Below are 19797 nucleotides of genomic sequence, written 5' to 3'. Positions count from 1 at the left end.
GGCTCCCGCCTAACCTTGCGGTCAAAAGGCGGGGGGCGACATGACGGACAGGCCGGTCGAGGCGTTGACGGAAGCCGAGGCGCGTGCAGAACTCGCCCGGTTGTCGGAGGCTTTGGCTGCCGCCAACCGGGCATACCATACCTTGGACGCGCCCCGGATTTCGGATGCGGACTATGATGCGCTGAAACAGCGCAATCTTGCGATTGAAGCACGCTTTCCAGCGCTAAAGCGCGCTGATTCCCCAAGCGATCAAGTGGGGGGCGGTCTAGCGGAAGGGTTCGGGAAAGTCGTCCACTCGATACGGATGCTATCGCTCGAAAATGCGTTTGCCGACGACGAAGTGCGCGAGTTTGACGAGCGGGTGCGCAAATACCTCGGCATGTCGTCCTCCATTGCCTACACCGCCGAACCAAAAATTGACGGCCTTTCGCTTTCGCTGCGGTATGAAAGCGGGGTTCTGGTCATGGCAGCCACCCGGGGCGACGGCGAGGTTGGGGAAAACGTCACCGAGAATGCCCGTACGATAAATGATATTCCGGCGCGTCTGACAAGGGCGCCGGCCGTGCTTGAGGTGCGCGGCGAGGTACACATGGCGCACTCCGACTTTGCCGCACTGAACGACCGGCAGGCCGCGCGCGGCGAACGGCTCTTTGCCAACCCGAGGAACGCTGCCGCCGGCAGCCTTCGCCAACTGGACCCGGCGATTACGGCCCGACGTCCGCTTCGGTTCTTTGCCTACAGCTGGGGCGCGGTGTCCGAGCCGCTGGCAACGACGCAGCTGGACGCGATTGCCCGCCTTGGGGCGCTTGGCTTTCGCATAAATCCGTTAACCATTCTTTGCGACGGGCCGGATCAGATGCTGGCCCATTACCGCGCCATTGAAGCGCAGCGCGCCACGCTTGGCTATGACATTGACGGAGTGGTCTACAAGGTGAATGCGCTGGATCTGCAGGCGCGTCTGGGGTTTCGCTCGACGACGCCGCGCTGGGCGTTGGCGCACAAGTTCCCCGCCGAACTGGCTTGGACGCGGCTTGAGGCGATTGACATTCAGGTTGGCCGTACGGGCGCGCTGTCACCTGTTGCCCGCCTTACGCCGGTCACGGTGGGTGGCGTCGTCGTATCCAACGCGACCTTGCACAACGAAGATTATATCGCCGGACGAGACGCGAAGGGACTGCCTATCCGAGGCGGCAAGGACATTCGGGTCGGTGATTGGGTGCAGGTCTACCGCGCAGGCGATGTGATCCCCAAAATCGCCGATGTCGATCTGGCTCGCCGCCCCGACGGGGCGCAGCCCTACCGTTTTCCCGAAAACTGCCCGCAATGCAACAGCCCGGCCCTGCGTGAAGAGGGCGATGCCGTTCGGCGCTGTACCGGCGGCCTGATTTGTCCGGCGCAGGCGATGGAGCGCCTGAAGCACTTCGTCTCGCGTGGAGCCTTCGACATCGAGGGGCTGGGGGCAAAGCAGATCGAGCTTTTCTACAATGACACCCTTCTGCCGGTGAAAACGCCGGCGGACATTTTTACACTTGCGGCAAGAGACGCTAGCAACACGTTGCAAAAGCTGAAGAATCGCGATGGATTTGGCGACCGATCGGTCAGCAATCTGTTCGCAGCAATCGAGGCGAGACGCCGGATCCGGCTTGACCGTCTGATCTTTTCGCTTGGCATCCGGCATGTGGGCGAGGTTGCATCAGGTCTGCTTGCCCGGCACTACGGGACCTGGCCGGTGTTCGAGGCCGCCGTGACCAACGCCACGCCCGGAAGCGTGGAATGGGATGACCTGACTGCGATTGACGGGGTCGGCGCGGTGTTGGCGACCAGTCTGGTCGAAGCCTTTCAAAACCCGGCCGAACGTGCCGCAATCGACGCGTTGGTCGCGCATTTGACGGTAGAGTCGGTTGCCAACCGGGGGCCTGTCGACAGCCCCGTCGCGGGCAAGACCGTCGTCTTCACCGGCACGCTGGAAAAGATGACCCGAGCAGAAGCAAAGGCCCGGGCCGAGGCGCTTGGCGCCAAGGTGGCCGGGTCGGTAAGTGCCAAGACGGATATCCTGGTTGCCGGTCCGGGCGCCGGTTCCAAGGCCAAGGACGCCGCACGGCTGGGCGTCTTGACGATCGACGAAGATGCCTGGCTTGCGCTTATTGGCGCGACATGAGCCGGCCGGAGATTCTTTATCCGCTCTATGCCGAGCTTGAAACGCTTGAGGGGGTCGGCCCGAAAACCGCAAAGGCCTTTGCAGCCCTCGGGGTGGAGCGGCCAAAGGATCTGCTGTACTTGCTGCCTGCGTCGGGCATTGACCGCACGCGGCGCGCCTCGGTCCGCGACGTCGTGCCGCCAGCGACGCTGACCGTCGAGATCGAGGTCGGCGCGCATTTTCCGCCGCGTCGAAAGGGCGGGCCATACCGGGTGATGGTGCGCGACAGTCAGCTTGAGTTCCAACTGGTCTTCTTTCACGCGCGTGGCGATTATCTGCAGACGCTGCTGCCCACCGGGCAACGGCGGCTGGTTTCGGGAAAGGTGGAATTGTTCGATGGCGTTGCGCAGATGGTGCATCCTGATCACGTCCTACGCCCGGAAGAAGCCAGCGAACTTCCGACTTTCGAGCCGGTCTACCCGTTGGCTGCGGGCCTGACACAAAAAGTGCTGTCGAAAGCCGTGACTGCAGCACTGGTGCGCACGCCCGTTCTTTCCGAATGGATCGACCCGGAACTGAAACGCCGAGAAGGTTGGCCCGACTGGCGCGCGGCAGTGCAGGCGGCCCACTTGCCCAAGGACGTCTCTGGCCTGGCTTTCACCCATCCGGCGCGGGCGCGGTTGGCCTACGACGAACTGTTCGCGCACCAGTTGACGCTGTCTGTTGCCCGCGCATCTTTGCGCCGCGGCAAGGGGAACGCGAGCGTCGGCACCGGCGAATTGCAGCGTAAGGTGCTGCAAAGCATAGGTTTCGCTCTGACAGGCGCGCAGACCAGGGCGGTCGCAGAAATTGCCGCCGACATGGCGGCACCGCAGCGGATGAACCGCCTATTGCAAGGCGATGTCGGTTCGGGAAAGACCCTTGTCGCGTTTCTGGCGCTTGTCATCGCGGTCGAGGCCGGCGGGCAGGGGGTCATGATGGCTCCGACCGAAATTCTCGCACGGCAGCATCACGAGGGGCTGGAGCCGCTGGCCGCCGCGGCGGGCGTTCGCCTTGCCCTGCTGACGGGCCGCGACAAGGGCGCCGAGCGCGAAGCGAAGTTGGCCGCTCTGGCGGCGGGACGGATCGACATACTGGTCGGAACCCATGCTGTCTTTCAAAAAGACGTGCATTTCCGGGATCTTCGACTGGCAATCGTGGACGAGCAGCACCGCTTTGGCGTGGCTCAACGGATGGAACTGGGTGCAAAGGGTGAGGCTGCAGACGTGCTGGTCATGACCGCCACCCCGATCCCGCGATCGTTGGCGCTGGCGATGCACGGCGACATGGATGTGTCGGTTCTGGATGAAAAGCCGGCCGGTCGAAAGCCGATCCGAACGGTTCTGGTATCGACCTCAAGAATCGATGAAGTGATAGCTCATCTTGCGCAGGCCGTCGCGGATGGTCGCCAGGCCTATTGGGTCTGTCCCTTGGTCGAGGACTCTGAAGTCGTAGACTATGCAAGCGCCGAAGCCCGGTTTCAGCAACTTCGTGCGGCGTTGGGCGACGGCGTGGTCGGGCTGGTTCACGGACAGATGCCGTCGGCCGAAAAGGATACGGCGATGGCGCGCTTCGTCGCTGGCCAGACGGCAGTGATGGTGGCGACCACGGTGATCGAAGTGGGTGTCAACGTGCCCAATGCCTCGATCATGGTGATCGAACAGGCCGAAGTCTTTGGTCTTTCGCAACTGCATCAGTTGCGCGGCAGGGTTGGTCGTGGATCGGCCGCTTCGACCTGCGTGCTGATGTATCAGGGTCCCTTGGGCGAAAGCGGCGAACGGCGCCTGAAGACCATCCGCGATACCGAAGATGGCTTTCGCATCGCCGAGGAAGACCTTGCGATGCGGGGCGCCGGCGATCTGATCGGCACCGCTCAGTCAGGTTTGCCAAGGTTCCGCGTTGCCGATCTGGAAAGGCAGTCTGGCCTGATGGCCACCGCCCAGACGGATGCCAGAAAGTTGCTTGCAGAGGATCCAACGCTTTCAAGTCCGCGGGGATTGGCTGCGCGCCTACTGTTGTGGATGCTGGATCATGAGCGGGCGATAAGGCTAATCTCGGTCGGATAGTTCCTGATACGTTCTGATAAGTTGCTTGAAAGTTCTTTACACATCGGTGCAGATGTGAGAACAATATGGCAACAAGCAGGAGAACATCATGTTTCAGACCGTCATGGCCATAATAAATCGCGATCGGGCAACCGCTGTCGAGGATACGGTGGGTGTGGTTGCGTTGTTCGTCCTGCTTTTCGCCGTGCTGTCGATGCCCGGCCTCGCCTGATTTCTGCCCCGCGCTCTGTTCCCCAAGCGGCGGGTGTCTGTCCCCCACGTGATCGTGGTGATGCCCGTTTGATCCTCAGAGCCGTTCCTTGCCGCCGCCGTCCTTGTGACCGCGGCGGCTTTTTTTCATTCGGCTTGGGCAACGGCGTCGCACACGGCGTCGAGGGCGAGGAGGATCGATGCGTGGCGGTTCTTGTAGTCGCGAGCGGGGAGGAGGACTTCGTAGCCGGAGAAGGGCGCTGCCGGGATCGGGCCTGCGTCCTTCAGCATGGCTTTCAGGGCATCCCGGGCCGCGGTCAGTTCAGTGAGGGTTCTGCCAATAACGACTTGGCCCAGAATCGCGGCGGAGGCTTGGCCTAGGGCGCATGCCTTGACGTCCTGAGCAAAGCCGGTCACGCGACCGTCCTCGACCGTCACGTCCACGGTCACGGTGGAGCCGCACAGGGGGGAGCGTTTGCGGGCGGTCCCGTCAGGCGCGGCGAGGCGGCCGAGGTGCGGGATGTTGGCGGCCAGTTCCAGGATTCGACCGGAGTAGAGCTGGATGAGGTCGTTGTCGCTCATGGCTTGTCCTTCATGCCCTGCTTATGTAATCCGGCCGGGGGCTGTCGCCAAGGAGAACTGTGATGGGTTTCGATCCGGCCACCTTGAAGTATGACGCGGCTGGTCTGATGCCTTGTGTGGCGCAGGAGGCGGCCACGGGCGAGGTTCTGATGGTCGCCTGGATGAATGCGGCCTCGGTGGCGGCGACGCTGGCGACGGGGAAGGTCACTTATTGGTCGCGGTCGCGGGGGGCGTTCTGGGTGAAGGGCGAAACCTCGGGGCATCATCAGCGGCTGGTCGAGATGCGGGTCGATTGCGACCGGGATTGCCTGCTGGTTCTGGTGGAGCAGGAGGGGCCGGCTTGTCATACCGGGCGGAAGAGCTGTTTCTATACGGCGGTCCGGGGCGGCGAGGAGGTTGAGATCCTTGAGGTGTCCCACGGTGGGACATCTGGCGAAGCTTGACATATCAGCGGGTTACACGGTCACCTTAACCGTTTTGTAGCCCGATCATGCGGCGGATGTCGGCGGGCGTGAGCCCTTCGGCGCGGTATTTTGACAGGGCGCGGGCGTCGTCGCGTTTGGCGAGGCGCTTGCCTTGCTCGTCTCGAATGAGGCGGTGGTGGTGGTAGGCGGGCGTCTGCAGGCCAAGGAGCCGTTGCAGAAGAACGTGGATCGGCGTGGCATCGAACAGGTCTTCGCCGCGCGTCACCTCGGTTATGGCTTGGAAGGCATCGTCCACCACGACGGCGAGGTGGTAGGAGGTGCCAATGTCACGCCGGGCGAGGACGATGTCTCCAACCCGTTCGGTCATATAGGCGCTGTCGAAGATGTGATCGCCGGGGCGGGTGCCGGTTTCGGTGAAATGGATCGCCCCCACGGCCTGCATGGCTTTGCCGATGTTCAGCCGCAGGGCGCCTTCGCTGTGCTGGCGGTCACGGCAGGTGCCGGGATAGACCGGGCCATCGGGGCCGATGACGCCTTCCTGTGGGGCGGACATGGCGGCGCGGATGTCGCCACGCGTGCAGGTGCAATGATAGGTGACGCCCATATCCGTCAGGCGGGCGAGAGCATCGCCATAGGCAGGGATCCGGCTAGTCTGGCGCATTACCGGGGTTTCATAACGCAAGCCAAGCCATTGAAGATCATTGTATATCGCGGTTTCCCATTCCGGCTTGCAGCGGGCAGTGTCGATATCCTCGATGCGCAGAAGAAAGTGGTCGCCACGGGCGGCGGCGATCATCGCGGCATAGGCGTGGCCCAGATGCAGGGGGCCGGTCGGCGAGGGGGCGAAGCGGGTTACCCGAGCCACTGGGTGAAGGCGTCTTTGGCGCGGTCGGTGTAGGCCTTGTAGCGCACGGCGCGCCCCCGGCGGCCGCCTTTGGCGTCAATCGGGGGGAAGAGGCCGAAGTTCACGTTCATCGGCTGGAAGGTCTTTGCCTCGGCCCCGCCGGTGATGTGGGTGATGAGGGCGCCGGTGGCGGTTTCGGGCGGCGGCGGGGGCAGGGTCTCGCCCTTGATCTCGGCGGCGGCCATGCGACCGGCCAGAAGGCCCATCGCGGCGCTTTCAACATAGCCTTCAACGCCGGTGATCTGGCCCGCGAAGCGGATGTGCGGGTGCGATTTCAGGCGCATCTGATCGTCTAGCAGGGTCGGCGAGTTGATGAAGGTGTTGCGGTGGATGCCGCCGAGGCGGGCGAAGCTGGCTTCGTGAAGGCCAGGAATCATTTTTAGAACAGATGTTTGCGCGCCATATTTCATCTTGGTCTGGAAGCCGACGATGTTGTAGAGCGTGCCCAGCTTGTTGTCGCGGCGAAGCTGGACCACGGCGTAAGGCTTTACGGTCGGATTGTGGGCGTTGGTCAAGCCCACCGGCTTCATCGGGCCGTGGCGCAGGGTTTCACGGCCACGTTCGGCCATCACCTCGATCGGCAGGCAGCCGTCGAAGTAACCGGCAGTTTCGCCTTCGTGAAACTCAGTTTTCTCGGCGGCGAGGAGCGCGTCGATGAACGCCTCGTATTCGGCCTTGGTCATCGGGCAGTTGATGTAGGCCTTTTGTTCATCTTCGGTTTCGCCCTTGTCGTAGCGCGACTGCATCCAGGCGGTGCCCATGTCGATGCTGTCAGCGTAGACGATCGGCGCGATGGCGTCGAAGAAGGCCAGAGCCTCGGCCCCGGTGGCGGCGCGGATGCTTTGGGCCAGCGCGGTGGAGGTGAGGGGGCCGGTGGCGATGATCCAGTTGCCGGATGAAGGAAGTTCGGTAACTTCCTCATAAGATGTGGAAATCAACGGGTGAGATTTCAGGCGCGCGGTGACGGATTCGGCAAACGGATCGCGGTCCACGGCGAGGGCGCCGCCAGCGGGAAGGCGGTGCGCGGTGGCCATTTCCATTATGAGGCCACGCGCGGCGCGCATTTCCCAGTGCAGCAGGCCAACCGCGTTCTGTTCGTCATCATCCGAGCGGAAGGAGTTGGAGCAGACCATCTCGGCGAAGTGCCCGGTCCGGTGGGCGAAGGTGGCAACCGAAGGGCGCATTTCGTGGATGACCACGGGAACGCCCGCTTCGGCTGCCTGCCAGGCCGCTTCGGACCCGGCCATGCCGCCGCCAATGATGTGGAGTGTGTTCATGGCGGCGGTTTAGGCGGTTTTGACGGCTTTGAAAAGGCGTCAGGCTGTCGCTTTGGCGCGGATCAGGCTTTGTCGACGGCGAAGCGGCCGGCGCCAACGGAGGCGAGCAGGATGAAGCCGCCAGCGATTGCGAGGTTCTTGAGGAACATGGCCATCTGCATCTGATCAGCCGGGTTGAAGTGGTAGAGGAAGGCCGCGACGATGCAGAAGGCGGCGCCGAGAAGCGCGAAGATGCGGGTCTGGAAGCCGGCGATCAGCGCGAGGCCGAGGACGATTTCGAAGATCACCGAAGGCCAGGCGAGGAAGGCTGGCAGGCCGCCCGAAGCGAGGTATCCGGAGAAGCCGGCGACGTCGCCAAGTTTGCCGAGGCCAGCGATGAGGAAGAGCGCGCCGATCAGGATGCGGGCGGCGAGGGGGGCGTAGGTGTTGAGAGAGGTCATGTGAGTGTCCCTTGGTTTGCCGCTGCTTGGCGGTCGAACGATGTGTAGCCGAGTGCGCATGGGACGGATAGGCGCGCGGCGGTAGGGTTACTGTGCGTTGGTGCGGAGTCTTGCGCGTTCGGACGCGGTGAAGGCGACCAGGTCTGGCGCGGGGCGGCCGAGGGCTGCGGCTTTGGCGAAGAAGCCTTTTGCGGGGAGGGTGTCGGGCGACAGGCGGGCGGCGCAGAGGGCGGCGCGGAAGGGGCGGTTTGCAGCGGCGTCGGCTTCCATCGTTGCCTCGAGCGCGGCGGTAAGCTCGGCCATGCGCAGGCCGAGGTCACGCGCGAGGGCGCCGTAGGTGATGGTTTCGCCCGCGGCCGCGAGGGCCGCGAGCCTTTCCTCAAGCCTCGTCATCGCCCTGTTCGGCGACGCGGGCAACAGAGACGACCTCTTCCTCGCCGCCAGTGTTGAACACGCGAACGCCGCCGGCGGAGCGGGAGCGGAACGAGATCTGGTCAACGGGGACGCGGATCGACTGGCCGCTGTCGGTGGCGAGCATGATCTGGTCGGAAAGGTCGACCGGGAAGCAGGCGACGATCCGGCCACCGCGCGGGCCGGGAGAGATGGCCTTGACGCCCATGCCGCCACGGCCGCGGACGGGGTAGTCGTGGCTGGAGGAGAGCTTGCCGGAGCCGCCGCGGGTGATGGTGAGGATCAGGTCTTCGGCGGCGGACATTTCGGCGTAGCGTTCGGGGGAAAGCTGGCCGGCGGCGACGGTTTCTTCCTCGTCGTCGGACGGTTCGTCGTCGGTGACGCCGGCCATCAGGCGGCGCTGCTTGAGGTAGGCCTCGCGTTCGGCGGGGTCTGCCTCGAAGTGGCGGATCACGGCCATCGACACGACGCGGTCGCCTTCGGCAAGGCGGATGCCACGCACACCGGTGGAGCCGCGGGATTTGAAGACGCGGATGTCGGTGGTGGAGAAACGGATCGCGCGGCCGCGTTCGGTGACGAGGAGCATGTCGTCGTTTTCGTCCGCGATGGCAGCGTTCACGAGGGAGACGCCCTCGGGCAGGTTCATCGCGATCTTGCCGTTGCGCTTGACGTTGGTGAAGTCGGAAAGGTCGTTCTGGCGCACGTCGCCGTCAGAGGTGGCGAAAACGATCTGGAGGTTGGCCCAGTCTTCTTCCGGCACGTCGACGGGCATCAGGGCGGCGATGGAGATGCCTTGTTCGATCGGCAGGATGTTGATGATCGCCTTGCCCTTGGCCTGACGGCCGGCGAGCGGGAGGCGCCATGTCTTCAGCTTGTAAACCATCCCGTCGGTCGAGAAGAACAAGAGGTTGGTGTGGGTGTTGGCGACGAAGAGGGTGGTGACGACATCGTCTTCCTTGGTCGACATCGAGGACAGGCCCTTGCCGCCGCGGTTTTGCGCGCGGAATTCGACGAGGGGAGTGCGCTTGATGTAGCCGCCAGAGGTGATGGTGACGACCATATCCTCGCGTTCGATGAGGTCTTCGTCCTCCATGTCGCCGGCCCAGTCGACGATCTCGGTGCGGCGGGGGACGGCGAAGAGGGATTTCACCTCGCGCAGTTCGTCGGAGATGATCGCCATGATGCGGTCGCGGCTGCCGAGGATTTCAAGGTAATCCTTGATCTTGGCGGCCAGTTCTTCGAGCTCGTCCGTGACTTCCTTGACCCCGAGGGCGGTCAGGCGCTGCAGGCGCAGGTCGAGGATCGCGCGGGCCTGGATTTCCGAAAGGTTGTAGGTGCCGTCTTCATTGATCGTGTGCGACGGATCGTCGATCAGCTTGATGTAATCGGCAATTTCGTGGGCGGGCCAGCGCCGTGTCATAAGCTTTTCGCGGGCTTCGGCGGCGTCAGCGGAGGCGCGGATGGTGCGGACCACCTCGTCCACGTTGGAGACGGCGACGGCGAGGCCGCAGAGGATGTGGCTGCGTTCGCGGGCCTTCCTGAGTTCAAAGGCGGTGCGACGCGCCACAACTTCTTCGCGGAAGGTAATGAAGTAGCTGAGGAAATCGCGCAGGGTCAGCTGTTCGGGGCGGCCGCCGTTCAGGGCCAGCATGTTGCAGCCGAACGAGACCTGCATGGTGGAGAAGCGGAAAAGCTGGTTCAGCACAACGTCTGCGGTCGCGTCGCGTTTGAGTTCGATCACCACGCGGACACCGATCCGGTCGGATTCGTCGGCGATGTTGGCGATGCCTTCGATGCGCTTTTCGCGGACCATCTCGGCGATCCGTTCGATCATCGTCGATTTGTTCACCTGATAGGGAATGTCGTCGACGATGATGGCGTAACGGTCCTTGCGGACCTCTTCGATATGGGTGCGGGCGCGGATGATGACCGAGCCACGCCCTTCGAGATAGGCTTTGCGCGCGCCGGAGCGGCCGAGGATCAGGCCGCCGGTCGGGAAATCGGGGGCGGGAATAATCTCCATCAGCGCTTCCATGCTGATGTCGGGATTTTCGATCATGGCAAGGGTGCCGTCGATCACCTCGCCAAGGTTGTGGGGCGGGATGTTGGTGGCCATGCCGACGGCGATGCCGCCCGCGCCGTTGACGAGCATGTTCGGAAAACGGGCGGGAAGGACGGTCGGTTCCTTGTCCTTGCCATCGTAGTTGTCCTGAAAATCGACTGTTTCCTTGTCGATGTCGGACAGCAGAAAGGCGGCGGGCTTGTCCATCCGCACTTCGGTATAGCGCATGGCGGCGGCGTTATCGCCGTCCATCGAGCCGAAGTTGCCTTGGCCGTCGAGCAGTTTCAGCGACATAGAGAAGGGCTGCGCCATGCGCACGAGGGCGTCGTAGATCGCACTGTCGCCGTGGGGGTGGTATTTGCCCATCGTGTCGCCGACCGGACGCGCCGATTTGCGGTAGGATTTGTCGTGCGTGTTGCCGGATTCGTGCATCGCATAAAGGATGCGGCGGTGAACCGGTTTCAGCCCGTCGCGGAGGTCTGGAATGGCGCGGGAGACGATCACGCTCATCGCGTAATCGAGGTAGGCGGTCTTCATCTCGGCCGCGATGTCGATCTGCGGGCCGGTGTAGACCGGACGTTCCGGCGTTTCTTCTTTTTTATCAGTGTCTTCCGGGGTATCGGCCACGATGGGATCAGCCTTCGATCTTGGGTCAAGATTTAGTTGTGCAGAGACTACACCATCCAAGCTATGGGGTGCAATGGCAGGTTGCGCTGGGTTTGGCAGCCGCCGGGCGCTAGTGCCAACAGTCTGTTATTATTGATTTTTCGTGCGGATATGGCAGAATCGGCGATAGGGCAAGCAGACAAGGGTTGGCAGATGCCGAAAACCGAAACCGAGTTGATGTTGAAGGGATATGGGCTGACGACAGCGGAGCTGTACTATCGGATGCCGGATTATCGTAGCGTTATCAACAGCTTCATCTGGCAGGAATATGATTTGGCGCCGGACTACCCGCAACTTTTCAAGTTCATCGAATTCTGGCAGGGAAATATCGAAGGGCCGCTGCATTCGGTGCGGTTCACGCACCGAAAGCTGATCTCGCCGGGCGAGTGGCGCAATGTGGTGGGCGAGTTTCGGCTGCATTAAATAGCGGACGCAAAGTGGAACAATTTGCGGCGTGTGGAGTTGGTTGACAAGGCAGGCAGTGAACCCTGTCGGATCAACTCAGGAGAATTACCATGGCCAACCAAGGTAATGACACGTCGAAACGCGGCTTTGCCTCGATGGATGACCAAAAGCAGCGCGAGATTGCCAGCAAGGGCGGCAAGGCTTCGGGCGGCAATTTCAAGAACGATCCGGAGCGTGCGGCGGAAGCTGGCCGCAAGGGCGGCGAAGCGTCGGGTGGCAACTTTGCCAACGACCGCGAGCGCGCCTCGGAGGCCGGCAAGAAGGGCGGTCGTTCCTGACCGTCTGGTGTTAACGAAATGACGGGTTGGATTAACGAGTAAGAGGGGGCTGCGGCCCCCTTTTTCTATGCAGCACGCAGAAGCATCCCGAACAGGTCGCGCGGATCGTCGGGGTCGGCGATCATATCAAGCTGCTGGGCAAGGCCGGTGGCGGCAAGCTGGGCACGGATGTAGCGCAGGGCCGAGAAATCCTCGATCGCGAAGCCGACGCTGTCGAAGAGGGTGACCTCGGCGGGCGCGGTGCGACCGGGTGCGGTGCCTGCGATGACTTGCCACAGTTCGGTGACGGGGTGGTCGGGGGCAAGCTGCTGGATCTCGCCCTCGATGCGCGTTTGGGGTGGATATTCGACGAAGATGGTGGAGCGCAGGAGGATGTCGCGGTGCAGTTCGGTCTTGCCGGGGCAGTCGCCGCCGACGCCGTTGATGTGGACGCCGGAGCCGACCATGTTGTCGGTCAGGATGGTGGCGAGTTGCTTGTCGGCGGTTACGGTGGTGATGATCTGGGCGCCGAGGATGGCACCTTCGGCGGTGGTGCAGGGGGTGACGGTCAGGCCGCGACCGGCGAGGTTGCGGGCACATTTGGCGGTGGCGGCGGGGTCGATGTCGTAAAGGCGGATATGGGTGACGCCGCAGATCGCCTTGAACGCGAGGGCCTGGAATTCGGCTTGGGCACCGTTGCCGATGATGGCCATCGTGGTCGCGTTCGGCGGGGCGAGGTGGCGGGCGGCCATCGCTGAGGTGGCGGCCGTGCGCAGGGCGGTCAGGATGGTCATTTCGCTGAGGAGAAGCGGGTAGCCGGTGGCTACATCGGCCAAAAGTCCAAAGGCCGTAACGGTTTGCAGGCCGCGGCTCATGTTCGAGGGGTGGCCGTTCACGTATTTGAAGCCGTAGGTTTCGCCATCCGAGGTGGGCATCAGTTCGATCACACCGACGTCGGAATGGCTGGCGATGCGGGGGGTCTTGTCGAATTCGGGCCAGCGGCGGAAATCGGCCTCGATCTCGGCCGCGAGGTCGGTGAGGACACGTTCGATGCCGATGTGATGGACCAGTTTCATCATGTGGTCGACGGAGACGAAGGGGACGAGGTTCAGCATTCATTTGCTCCGTGTCGGGCGGTCGAAGACCTTTTTACCCATCAGGCTTCCGACGAGGTCGACCATCAGGCGGGCGGTCATGCCGCGGTCGTCGAGGAAGGGGTTGAGCTCGACGAGGTCGAGCGAGGTGACGAGATCGCTTTCGTGGAGGAGTTCCATGACGAGATGCGCCTCGCGGAAGGTGGTGCCGCCGGGGACGGTGGTGCCCACAGCGGGGGCGATCAGGGGGTCGAGGAAATCGACGTCCAGCGAGACGTGCAGCATCCCGCCATCGGCGCGCACACGGTCGAGGAATTCGCGCAAGGGGGCGATGATGCCGCGTTCGTCGAGGGTGCGCATGTCGTTGATGGCGATGTCGTGCTGCAGCATGGCGGCGTGTTCGGCGGGATCGACGGAGCGGATGCCGAACATGCAGATGTGATCGGGCGGCAGGGGTGCGGGGAAGGGCGGGAAGGCGTCGAAGCCGTCGCGCCCGGCGATGTAGGCAAGGGGTGTCCCGTGGAGATTGCCCGAGGTGGTGGTCATCGGCGTGTGGAAATCGGAATGCGCGTCGAGCCAGATGAGGTAAAGGGGGCGGCCGTGACGGTCGGCATAGGCGGCGGCGCCTGCAACGGAGCCGAGGGCGAGAGAGTGGTCACCGCCAAGGATGATGGGGAAGCCGTCTTCGGAGAGCGCGTCGTCGACCTTGTCGGCCAAGGCATCGGTCCAGTAGAGTGTTTCGGCGAGGGAATGGACGGCGGGGTTGGGGTGTGCAACCGGGTCGACCTCGGGGATCGGGAGATCGCCCCAGTCCTGCACCAGATGGCCAAGATCGCTGATCGCCTGCGTCAGGCCAGCCACGCGGAAGGCGGCAGGGCCCATCAGGCAGCCGGGGCGACGTTGGCCGCTGTCGACGGGGGCGCCGATGAGGATGGTCTTGGACATAGGGCAGGCTCCTTTGATCGGGGCGAGGATGGTTCCGGCTTGCGGCAAATCCTAGCGGCGTTATTGTCGGTTCGTATAGCGTGTTGTGCGAAACGGCGGGGAATTTGCGCATGATGGACGATACCGACTTGCGGCTGATCGCGGAGTTGAGACGTGACGGGCGGGCGGCGCTGTCGGAACTGGCCGAGCGGCTGGGCCTGAGCCGCGCCACCGTGCGGGCGCGGATGGAGCGGTTGGCCGAGCGCGGCGAGATTGCCGGGTTCACGGTGGTAACGCGGGCCGATGTCAGCGCGGCCCCGGTGCGCGGGCTGATCCTGATTGGCATCGAGGGCCGGGGCGCGGAGCGGATCATGGCGCGGTTGCAAGGGATGCCGACGGTGCAGGCGGTACATTCGACCAATGGCCGTTGGGACCTGATCGCGGAACTGGGCACGCAGACGTTGCAGGAACTGGACGAGACGATCATGCGCATCCGCAACCTTGAGGGGGTGACGACGTCGGAAACGAACCTCCTGCTTAGCACGCGCAAGGCGGGGCGGCGCTGACGCAGCCACCCGCAGCCCCTTCGAGGGGACGGGAGCAGCAGTGCGCCTTGGCGGCCGGTGCTGCCAAGGTTCGCTGACATCTGCGCGACGGAAGGGCGCAGCACCTTTCAACTGGGCGGCTGAGAGCCTATCATCATCGCAACATTGGAGATGGGCATGATCGTCGAACTTGGTCACTTCGCGCTGGTTCTGGCGCTTTCGGTTGCTGTCATCCAATCCACCCTGCCGATGTGGGGGGCTTGGCGGCGGGATACGCGGATGATGGCGGTGGGGGAACCTGCGGCGGTGATCCAGCTTTTGCTGGTGGCGTTTGCCTTTGCGGCGCTGACCTATGCCTTTGTGGTATCAGACTTTTCGCTGAGCGTGGTGACGGCGAATTCGCACACCGACAAGCCGATGCTGTACAAGATCTCCGGCGTCTGGGGGAACCACGAAGGCTCGCTTCTGCTGTGGGTGCTGATCCTTGCGGTCTATGGCGCGGCGGTGGCGCGGTTCGGGTCGAACCTGCCCGACACGCTGAAGGCTCGGGTGATTTCAGTGCAGGGGATGATCGGGGTCGCGTTCCTGTTGTTCATGCTGTTCACGTCGAACCCGTTTTCGCGGCTGGACGTGCCGCCGATGAACGGGCAGGATCTGAACCCGTTGCTGCAAGACCCCGGCTTGGCGTTTCATCCGCCGTTTCTGTACCTTGGCTACGTGGGCCTGAGCATGGCGTTCAGCTTTGCGGTGGCAGCGCTGATCGAAGGCCGGGTTGATGCGGCTTGGGCGCGTTGGGTGCGGCCGTGGACGCTGGCGGCCTGGGTTTTCCTGACCATCGGCATCGCGCTGGGGTCGTGGTGGGCCTATTACGAGCTTGGTTGGGGCGGGTTCTGGTTCTGGGACCCAGTGGAAAACGCAAGTTTCATGCCGTGGCTGCTTTCGGCGGCGCTGTTGCATTCAGCTATCGTTGTGGAAAAGCGCGAAAGCCTGAAGGCGTGGACGATCTTGCTGGCGATCATGGCGTTCGGGTTCAGCCTGATCGGCACGTTCATCGTGCGGTCGGGGGTGATCACGTCGGTCCATGCCTTTGCCAATGACCCGGAGCGGGGCGTGTTCATCCTGATGATCCTTGGGGTGTTCACCGGGGGCGCGCTTTTGCTGTTCATGCTGCGTGCAAGCGCGATGGAGGCGAAGGGGCTGTTTGCAGTGGTCAGCCGGGAAAGCGCGCTGATTGCGAACAACATCCTGCTCGCGGTGTCGGCGTTTGTTGTGTTTATCGGGACAATCTGGCCGTTGGTGGCGGAAATGTTGCTGGGGCGGACGATGAGCGTGGGGGAGCCGTTCTTCAACGCGGCCTTCACGCCGTTCTTCGTGGGTTTGGCGCTTATCCTGCCCCTTGGTGCGATGCTGGCCTGGAAGCGGGCGGATGCGAGCCGGAACCTGCGGTCGCTTTGGGGGGCCGCGCTGCTGGCGGTGGCCTTGGGGGGCCTTGCCTTTGCGATGCAAACCGGGCGGTCGGCGCTGGGGCCGGTGGGCGCGGCGCTGGGCGCTTGGGTGGTATTTGGCGCCCTGACCGACATCTGGTCGCGCACCGGGCGCGGCGATGTGGCGGAGCGGCTGGCGCGTCTGACGCGGTTGCCGCGTGCCGACTGGGGCAAGATGACCGCGCATTCGGGGTTGGGCATCACGGTCTTTGCGGTGGCGGCGATGAACGCGTGGAAGGTCGAGGATATTCGCATTCTCCAGATCGGAGAATCCTTCCCGCTTGGTCGCTATGAGGTGACGCTGAACGCGGTGAACGAGGTTCAGGGGCCGAACTACGTGTCGACCATGGCGGACATGACGGTGATGCGCGGCGGGTCTGAAGTGGCGCAGCTGTTCCCGGAAAAGCGGATCTATCCGGTGGCGGGGATGCCGACGACCGAGGCCGCGATCGACTATGGTTTCCTGCGCGACATCTATCTGGTGATCGGTGATCCGCAGAAGGATGGCGGCTGGGCGGTGCGCAGCTACGTGGAGCCATTCGCGAACTGGTTGTGGGGCGGGGCGATCCTGATGGCGCTGGGCGGGTTCCTGTCGTTGAGCGACCGGCGCTACCGGGTGGCTGCCGGGGCGCGCAAGGTGGCGGCGGCGGTCGGGGTGCCGGCGGAATGAAGTGGCTGGTGGTGATGCTGGCGCTGCTGGCAGGCCCCGCGATGGCGGTGCAGCCGGACGAGATCCTGCCCGATCCGGTGCTTGAGGCGCGGGCGCGCGCGATCAGCCGCGATATACGCTGCCCGGTGTGTCAGGGCGAAACCATCGACGACAGCGTGGCACCGATCAGCCGCGACCTGCGCATCATCATCCGCGAGCGGTTGGTGGCGGGCGACAGCGACGAGGAAGTCATTGATTACATCGTCGATCGCTACGGCGAGTTTGTGCTGTTCAACCCACGGCCCGAGGGGTCGAACCTGATCCTGTGGCTGGCGGGGCCGGCCTTGTTACTGGCGGGACTTGGTATCGCAGTGGCGACGCAGCGGCGCAGGGTGGGCACGCCGGAAGCTGCGCTGAGCGACAGCGACGAGGCGCGGCTGCGGGAAATCCTGAAGGATTGACGCGACGTTGCGGTTGGTCCGTTCAGCGCTGCGGCTATGGTCGGGGCAAACGGAGGGGCGATGATGCAGACGATCCGGGTCAGCGAGGCGGGCGGGGTGACGACTATCACCCTTGATCGGCCGCAGGTGATGAACGCGCTGTCGTGCCAGATGCGGGCCGAGTTGACCGCGGCCTTGAGGGCGGCGCATGGCGGGCGCGGGATCGTGCTGACCGGCGAGGGGCGCGCGTTCTGTTCGGGGCAGGACCTGACGGATGCCGGCAATCTGGACGTCGAGGCTGTGCTTCGCGATGAATATGTGCCGATGCTGATGGCGATCACCGAGGCGCCGGTTCCGGTGATCGCGGCGGTCAATGGCACGGCGGCGGGGGCTGGGGCGAACCTTGCGCTGGCCTGCGACGTGGTGATCGCGGCGGAAAGCGCCAGTTTCATTCAGGCGTTCACCCGGATCGGGCTGATCCCGGACGCAGGCGGCACGTATGTGCTGCCGCGTCTGGTGGGGATGGCGCGTGCGATGGGGGCGGCGATGTTTGCCGACCGGATCAGCGCGCGGCAGGCGGCCGACTGGGGGATGATCTGGGAGGCGGTGCCGGACGCGGAGTTCCATGCCGTGGTTGCCGCACGCGCGGCGCAGTTGGCCAATGGGCCGACCGTGGCGCTAAAGGCGCTGAAGACCGCGCTGAAGGGCAGTTTCGAGCGTGACCTTGCCGCACAACTGGCACTGGAGGCGCGGCTGCAGGGCGACTGCGGGGCGACGGAAGATTTCCGTGAGGGGGCGGCCGCGTTTTTGGAAAAGCGCCCGGCCCGGTTCAGCGGAAAGTAGGGAACCGTTGCAAGAAAGCCGCGTTGAGCGTATCGTGGTCGTCAGCGGCCATGTCACGACGAGGCTGTCATGTGGGACCGGTTGCTTGTTGCCTTCCTTCGCGTCGGTGTTCGCACCGGCACTATACACCTTACATTGCCGGATGGTGTGACGCACCACATCGGGCCGGGCGGCGGACCGGATGTGGCTGTCACGCTGCACGATCCGACGTTTTCGCGGAAATTTTTCATGCGCCCGGACCTGACTATGGGCGAAGCCTATATGGACGGTCGGTTGACCATCGCGAACGATGATATCCGCAGTCTGATCACCTTTGGCTTGCGCAATGCGCGCGGTCGCAAGGTCTGGCCACCGTTCAAGCAGATCGCCGCGCTGGCGGGGCGGATGAAATCCTGGTCGATCTGGAACCATGTCGGGATCGCGCGCCGCAATGTGGCGCATCACTACGACATCTCGGAAGAGCTTTATGACCTCTTTCTGGGCGAGACGAAGCAATATACCTGCGCCTATTTCCGTCGACCCGAGATGACGCTGGAAGAGGCGCAGACTGCCAAGATGGCGCATATCGGCGCTAAGCTTCTGCTGAAGCCGGGGATGCGGGTGCTGGATATCGGCTGTGGATTCGGCACTCTGGCGATTACGCTGGCGCGCGATCACGGGGTGCAAGTGGTTGGCGTGACCCTGTCTCAGGTGCAATTGGCAGAGGCGCGGCGCCGCGCGGCAGAGGCGGGGCTGACCGATCAAGTGGAGTTTCGCCTGCAGGACTACCGTGACGTCGGCGAAAGCTTTGATCGGGTGGTGTCGGTCGGCATGATGGAACATGTCGGGCTGCCGCATCTGCGGACCTATTTCCAGAAGGTCTCCGATATCCTGACGCCCGATGGCGTGGCGCTGATCCATTATATCGGGCGCTGGTCACCGCCCAATACGATCTCGCCGTGGTTCAACAAGTATATCTTTCCGGGCGCCTATTGCCCGGCGGTATCCGAGGCGATGCGGGTGGTGGAAAAGACCGGGATGATCCTTGCCGACCTCGAAGTGTGGCGCGGGCATTACGAGCGCACCTTGCAGGAATGGCTGAAGCGGTTCGATCGCAACATCGACCGCATCCGGCAGTTGCAGGACGACCGCTTCCTCCGGATGTGGCGCTATTACCTGCAATCGGCCGAGCTGAGCTTTTCAGAGGCGCATCTGGTGATCCACCAGTTGCACCTTGCCAAGGGCCGCTACACGGTGCCTGTGACGCGCGATTACCTTTACGCGCCGAGCAACACCTAGACGCCGCGGGCCAGCGCGGCAACGCCGGTCCGGGCGATTTCCAGCAGGCCAAGGGGGCGCATCAGGTCGGCGAAGGCGTCGATCTTTTCGGGCGTGCCGGTCATCTCGAACACGAAGCTTTCCAGCGTGCTGTCCACCACATTGGCGCGGAAGATCTCGGCCAGTTGCAGGGCTTCGACGCGGGCAGCGCCTTTGCCCGCCACCTTGAAGAGCGCGAGTTCGCGCTGCACCGACGGCCCTTCTGCGGTCAGGTCATGCACGTCATGCACCGGAACCATGCGGCGCAACTGCGCCTCGATCTGGTCGATCACCTGCGGCGTGCCACGTGTGACGATGGTGATGCGGCTCTTGTGGCCTTCATGGTCCACCTCGGCCACGGTCAGGCTGTCGATGTTGTAACCGCGCCCGGAGAAAAGCCCGATCACACGGGCCAGAACGCCGCTTTCGTTGTCGACGATGACGGCCAGCGTGTGCTGTTCGATCACCTCGGCGTTCGGGTCGCGCAGGTCGTAGGCCGAGTGGCTCGACGAGCCTTTCTTGATATTTAGCGGCGCCATAGCGCACCCCTTTCATCTGTCGAAAAATATCCCGGGGGCGCGGGGGCTGGCCCCCGCTCCGCC

20 protein-coding genes are annotated in these 19797 nt (G+C 63.7%); 11 read left to right on the top strand and 9 right to left on the bottom strand.

Annotated elements, in window-relative coordinates; genetic code table 11:
• Positions 1 to 40: 40 nt before the first annotated feature.
• From ligA to ACROUL_RS13560, 3 genes are all read left to right on the top strand, one after another.
• Positions 41 to 2158: an NAD-dependent DNA ligase LigA gene (gene ligA, locus ACROUL_RS13570; protein ID WP_431299996.1), complete on the top strand. Its 2118-nt coding sequence runs from the start codon at positions 41 to 43 to the stop codon at positions 2156 to 2158.
• On the top strand, positions 2155 to 4242 hold the full coding sequence (gene recG / locus ACROUL_RS13565) for an ATP-dependent DNA helicase RecG (RefSeq protein ID WP_431299995.1): 2088 nt from the start codon (positions 2155 to 2157) through the stop codon (positions 4240 to 4242). Before ligA ends, recG begins: the two co-directional genes overlap by 4 nt.
• Positions 4243 to 4330: 88 nt before the next feature.
• Entirely contained in the window at positions 4331 to 4453 is a 123-nt protein-coding gene (locus ACROUL_RS13560) for a hypothetical protein (protein WP_431299994.1), read from the top strand.
• A gap of 125 nt (positions 4454 to 4578) precedes the next feature.
• Here the strand turns inward: ACROUL_RS13560 and ACROUL_RS13555 are convergent, their stop codons facing one another.
• A complete protein-coding gene (locus tag ACROUL_RS13555; protein WP_431299993.1) occupies positions 4579 to 5013 on the bottom strand; it encodes an iron-sulfur cluster assembly scaffold protein in 435 nt (144 codons plus the stop codon).
• Between the two features lie 62 nt (positions 5014 to 5075).
• Between ACROUL_RS13555 and hisI the strand changes: the two genes are divergently transcribed.
• Entirely contained in the window at positions 5076 to 5456 is a 381-nt protein-coding gene (gene hisI, locus ACROUL_RS13550; RefSeq protein ID WP_431299992.1) for a phosphoribosyl-AMP cyclohydrolase, read from the top strand.
• A gap of 25 nt (positions 5457 to 5481) precedes the next feature.
• On the opposite strand, the gene gluQRS is transcribed toward hisI, so the two are convergent.
• From gluQRS to gyrA, 5 genes are all read right to left on the bottom strand, one after another.
• A complete protein-coding gene (gluQRS, locus tag ACROUL_RS13545) occupies positions 5482 to 6303 on the bottom strand; it encodes a tRNA glutamyl-Q(34) synthetase GluQRS (RefSeq protein ID WP_431299991.1) in 822 nt (273 codons plus the stop codon).
• Positions 6291 to 7619: a methylenetetrahydrofolate--tRNA-(uracil(54)-C(5))-methyltransferase (FADH(2)-oxidizing) TrmFO gene (gene trmFO / locus ACROUL_RS13540; RefSeq protein WP_431299990.1), complete on the bottom strand. Its 1329-nt coding sequence runs from the start codon at positions 7617 to 7619 to the stop codon at positions 6291 to 6293. The genes gluQRS and trmFO overlap by 13 nt, the downstream gene beginning before the upstream one ends.
• A 62-nt stretch (positions 7620 to 7681) precedes the next feature.
• Complete coding sequence (locus ACROUL_RS13535) at positions 7682 to 8059, bottom strand: DoxX family protein (protein ID WP_431299989.1); 378 nt, start codon at positions 8057 to 8059, stop codon at positions 7682 to 7684.
• An 87-nt stretch (positions 8060 to 8146) separates the two neighbouring features.
• Positions 8147 to 8452, bottom strand: coding sequence for a hypothetical protein (locus tag ACROUL_RS13530; protein WP_431299988.1), 306 nt, complete (start codon positions 8450 to 8452; stop codon positions 8147 to 8149).
• Entirely contained in the window at positions 8439 to 11159 is a 2721-nt protein-coding gene (gyrA, locus tag ACROUL_RS13525; protein WP_431299987.1) for a DNA gyrase subunit A, read from the bottom strand. The genes ACROUL_RS13530 and gyrA overlap by 14 nt, the downstream gene beginning before the upstream one ends.
• 192 nt (positions 11160 to 11351) lie before the next feature.
• Here gyrA and ACROUL_RS13520 point away from each other — a divergent pair, with 192 nt between their 5' ends.
• Both ACROUL_RS13520 and ACROUL_RS13515 read left to right on the top strand, forming a co-directional pair.
• Entirely contained in the window at positions 11352 to 11621 is a 270-nt protein-coding gene (locus ACROUL_RS13520; RefSeq protein WP_431299986.1) for an usg protein, read from the top strand.
• A 92-nt stretch (positions 11622 to 11713) separates the two neighbouring features.
• Positions 11714 to 11941: a KGG domain-containing protein gene (locus tag ACROUL_RS13515; protein ID WP_371133980.1), complete on the top strand. Its 228-nt coding sequence runs from the start codon at positions 11714 to 11716 to the stop codon at positions 11939 to 11941.
• 65 nt (positions 11942 to 12006) lie between these two features.
• Here the strand turns inward: ACROUL_RS13515 and ACROUL_RS13510 are convergent, their stop codons facing one another.
• Positions 12007 to 13035, bottom strand: a complete 1029-nt coding sequence (locus ACROUL_RS13510) for an ornithine cyclodeaminase (protein ID WP_431299985.1) — start codon at positions 13033 to 13035, stop codon at positions 12007 to 12009.
• Entirely contained in the window at positions 13036 to 13959 is a 924-nt protein-coding gene (gene rocF / locus ACROUL_RS13505; protein ID WP_431299984.1) for an arginase, read from the bottom strand.
• A 113-nt stretch (positions 13960 to 14072) separates the two neighbouring features.
• On the opposite strand from rocF, the gene ACROUL_RS13500 reads away from it, so the two are divergent.
• The 5 genes from ACROUL_RS13500 (at position 14073) to ACROUL_RS13480 (ending at position 19177) form a co-directional block, all read left to right on the top strand.
• Positions 14073 to 14504 (top strand): Lrp/AsnC family transcriptional regulator, encoded by a 432-nt coding sequence (locus ACROUL_RS13500; RefSeq protein WP_431301310.1) that lies wholly within the window; start codon positions 14073 to 14075, stop codon positions 14502 to 14504.
• A 156-nt stretch (positions 14505 to 14660) separates the two neighbouring features.
• The gene (locus ACROUL_RS13495; protein WP_431299983.1) at positions 14661 to 16637 is read left to right on the top strand and encodes a heme lyase CcmF/NrfE family subunit; all 1977 of its coding nucleotides are present in this window, start codon (positions 14661 to 14663) and stop codon (positions 16635 to 16637) included.
• Positions 16634 to 17077 (top strand): cytochrome c-type biogenesis protein, encoded by a 444-nt coding sequence (locus ACROUL_RS13490; protein WP_431299982.1) that lies wholly within the window; start codon positions 16634 to 16636, stop codon positions 17075 to 17077. Before ACROUL_RS13495 ends, ACROUL_RS13490 begins: the two co-directional genes overlap by 4 nt.
• A gap of 60 nt (positions 17078 to 17137) precedes the next feature.
• A complete protein-coding gene (locus ACROUL_RS13485; protein WP_431299981.1) occupies positions 17138 to 17899 on the top strand; it encodes an enoyl-CoA hydratase-related protein in 762 nt (253 codons plus the stop codon).
• Positions 17900 to 17968: 69 nt separating this feature from the next.
• Complete coding sequence (locus ACROUL_RS13480) at positions 17969 to 19177, top strand: class I SAM-dependent methyltransferase (RefSeq protein ID WP_431299980.1); 1209 nt, start codon at positions 17969 to 17971, stop codon at positions 19175 to 19177.
• Here the strand turns inward: ACROUL_RS13480 and ilvN are convergent.
• Positions 19174 to 19734 carry an acetolactate synthase small subunit gene (gene ilvN / locus ACROUL_RS13475; protein WP_305568331.1) on the bottom strand — a complete coding sequence of 187 codons (561 nt, stop codon included), beginning with the start codon at positions 19732 to 19734 and terminating at the stop codon, positions 19174 to 19176. The genes ACROUL_RS13480 and ilvN overlap by 4 nt on opposite strands.
• Between the last annotated feature and the right edge of the window lie 63 nt (positions 19735 to 19797).

The organism is Tabrizicola sp. BL-A-41-H6 (assembly GCF_050632395.1).
In the GTDB taxonomy this organism is placed as follows: Bacteria; Pseudomonadota; Alphaproteobacteria; order Rhodobacterales; family Rhodobacteraceae; genus JAUYQR01.
This window is presented reverse-complemented; position numbering and strand designations above follow the sequence as displayed.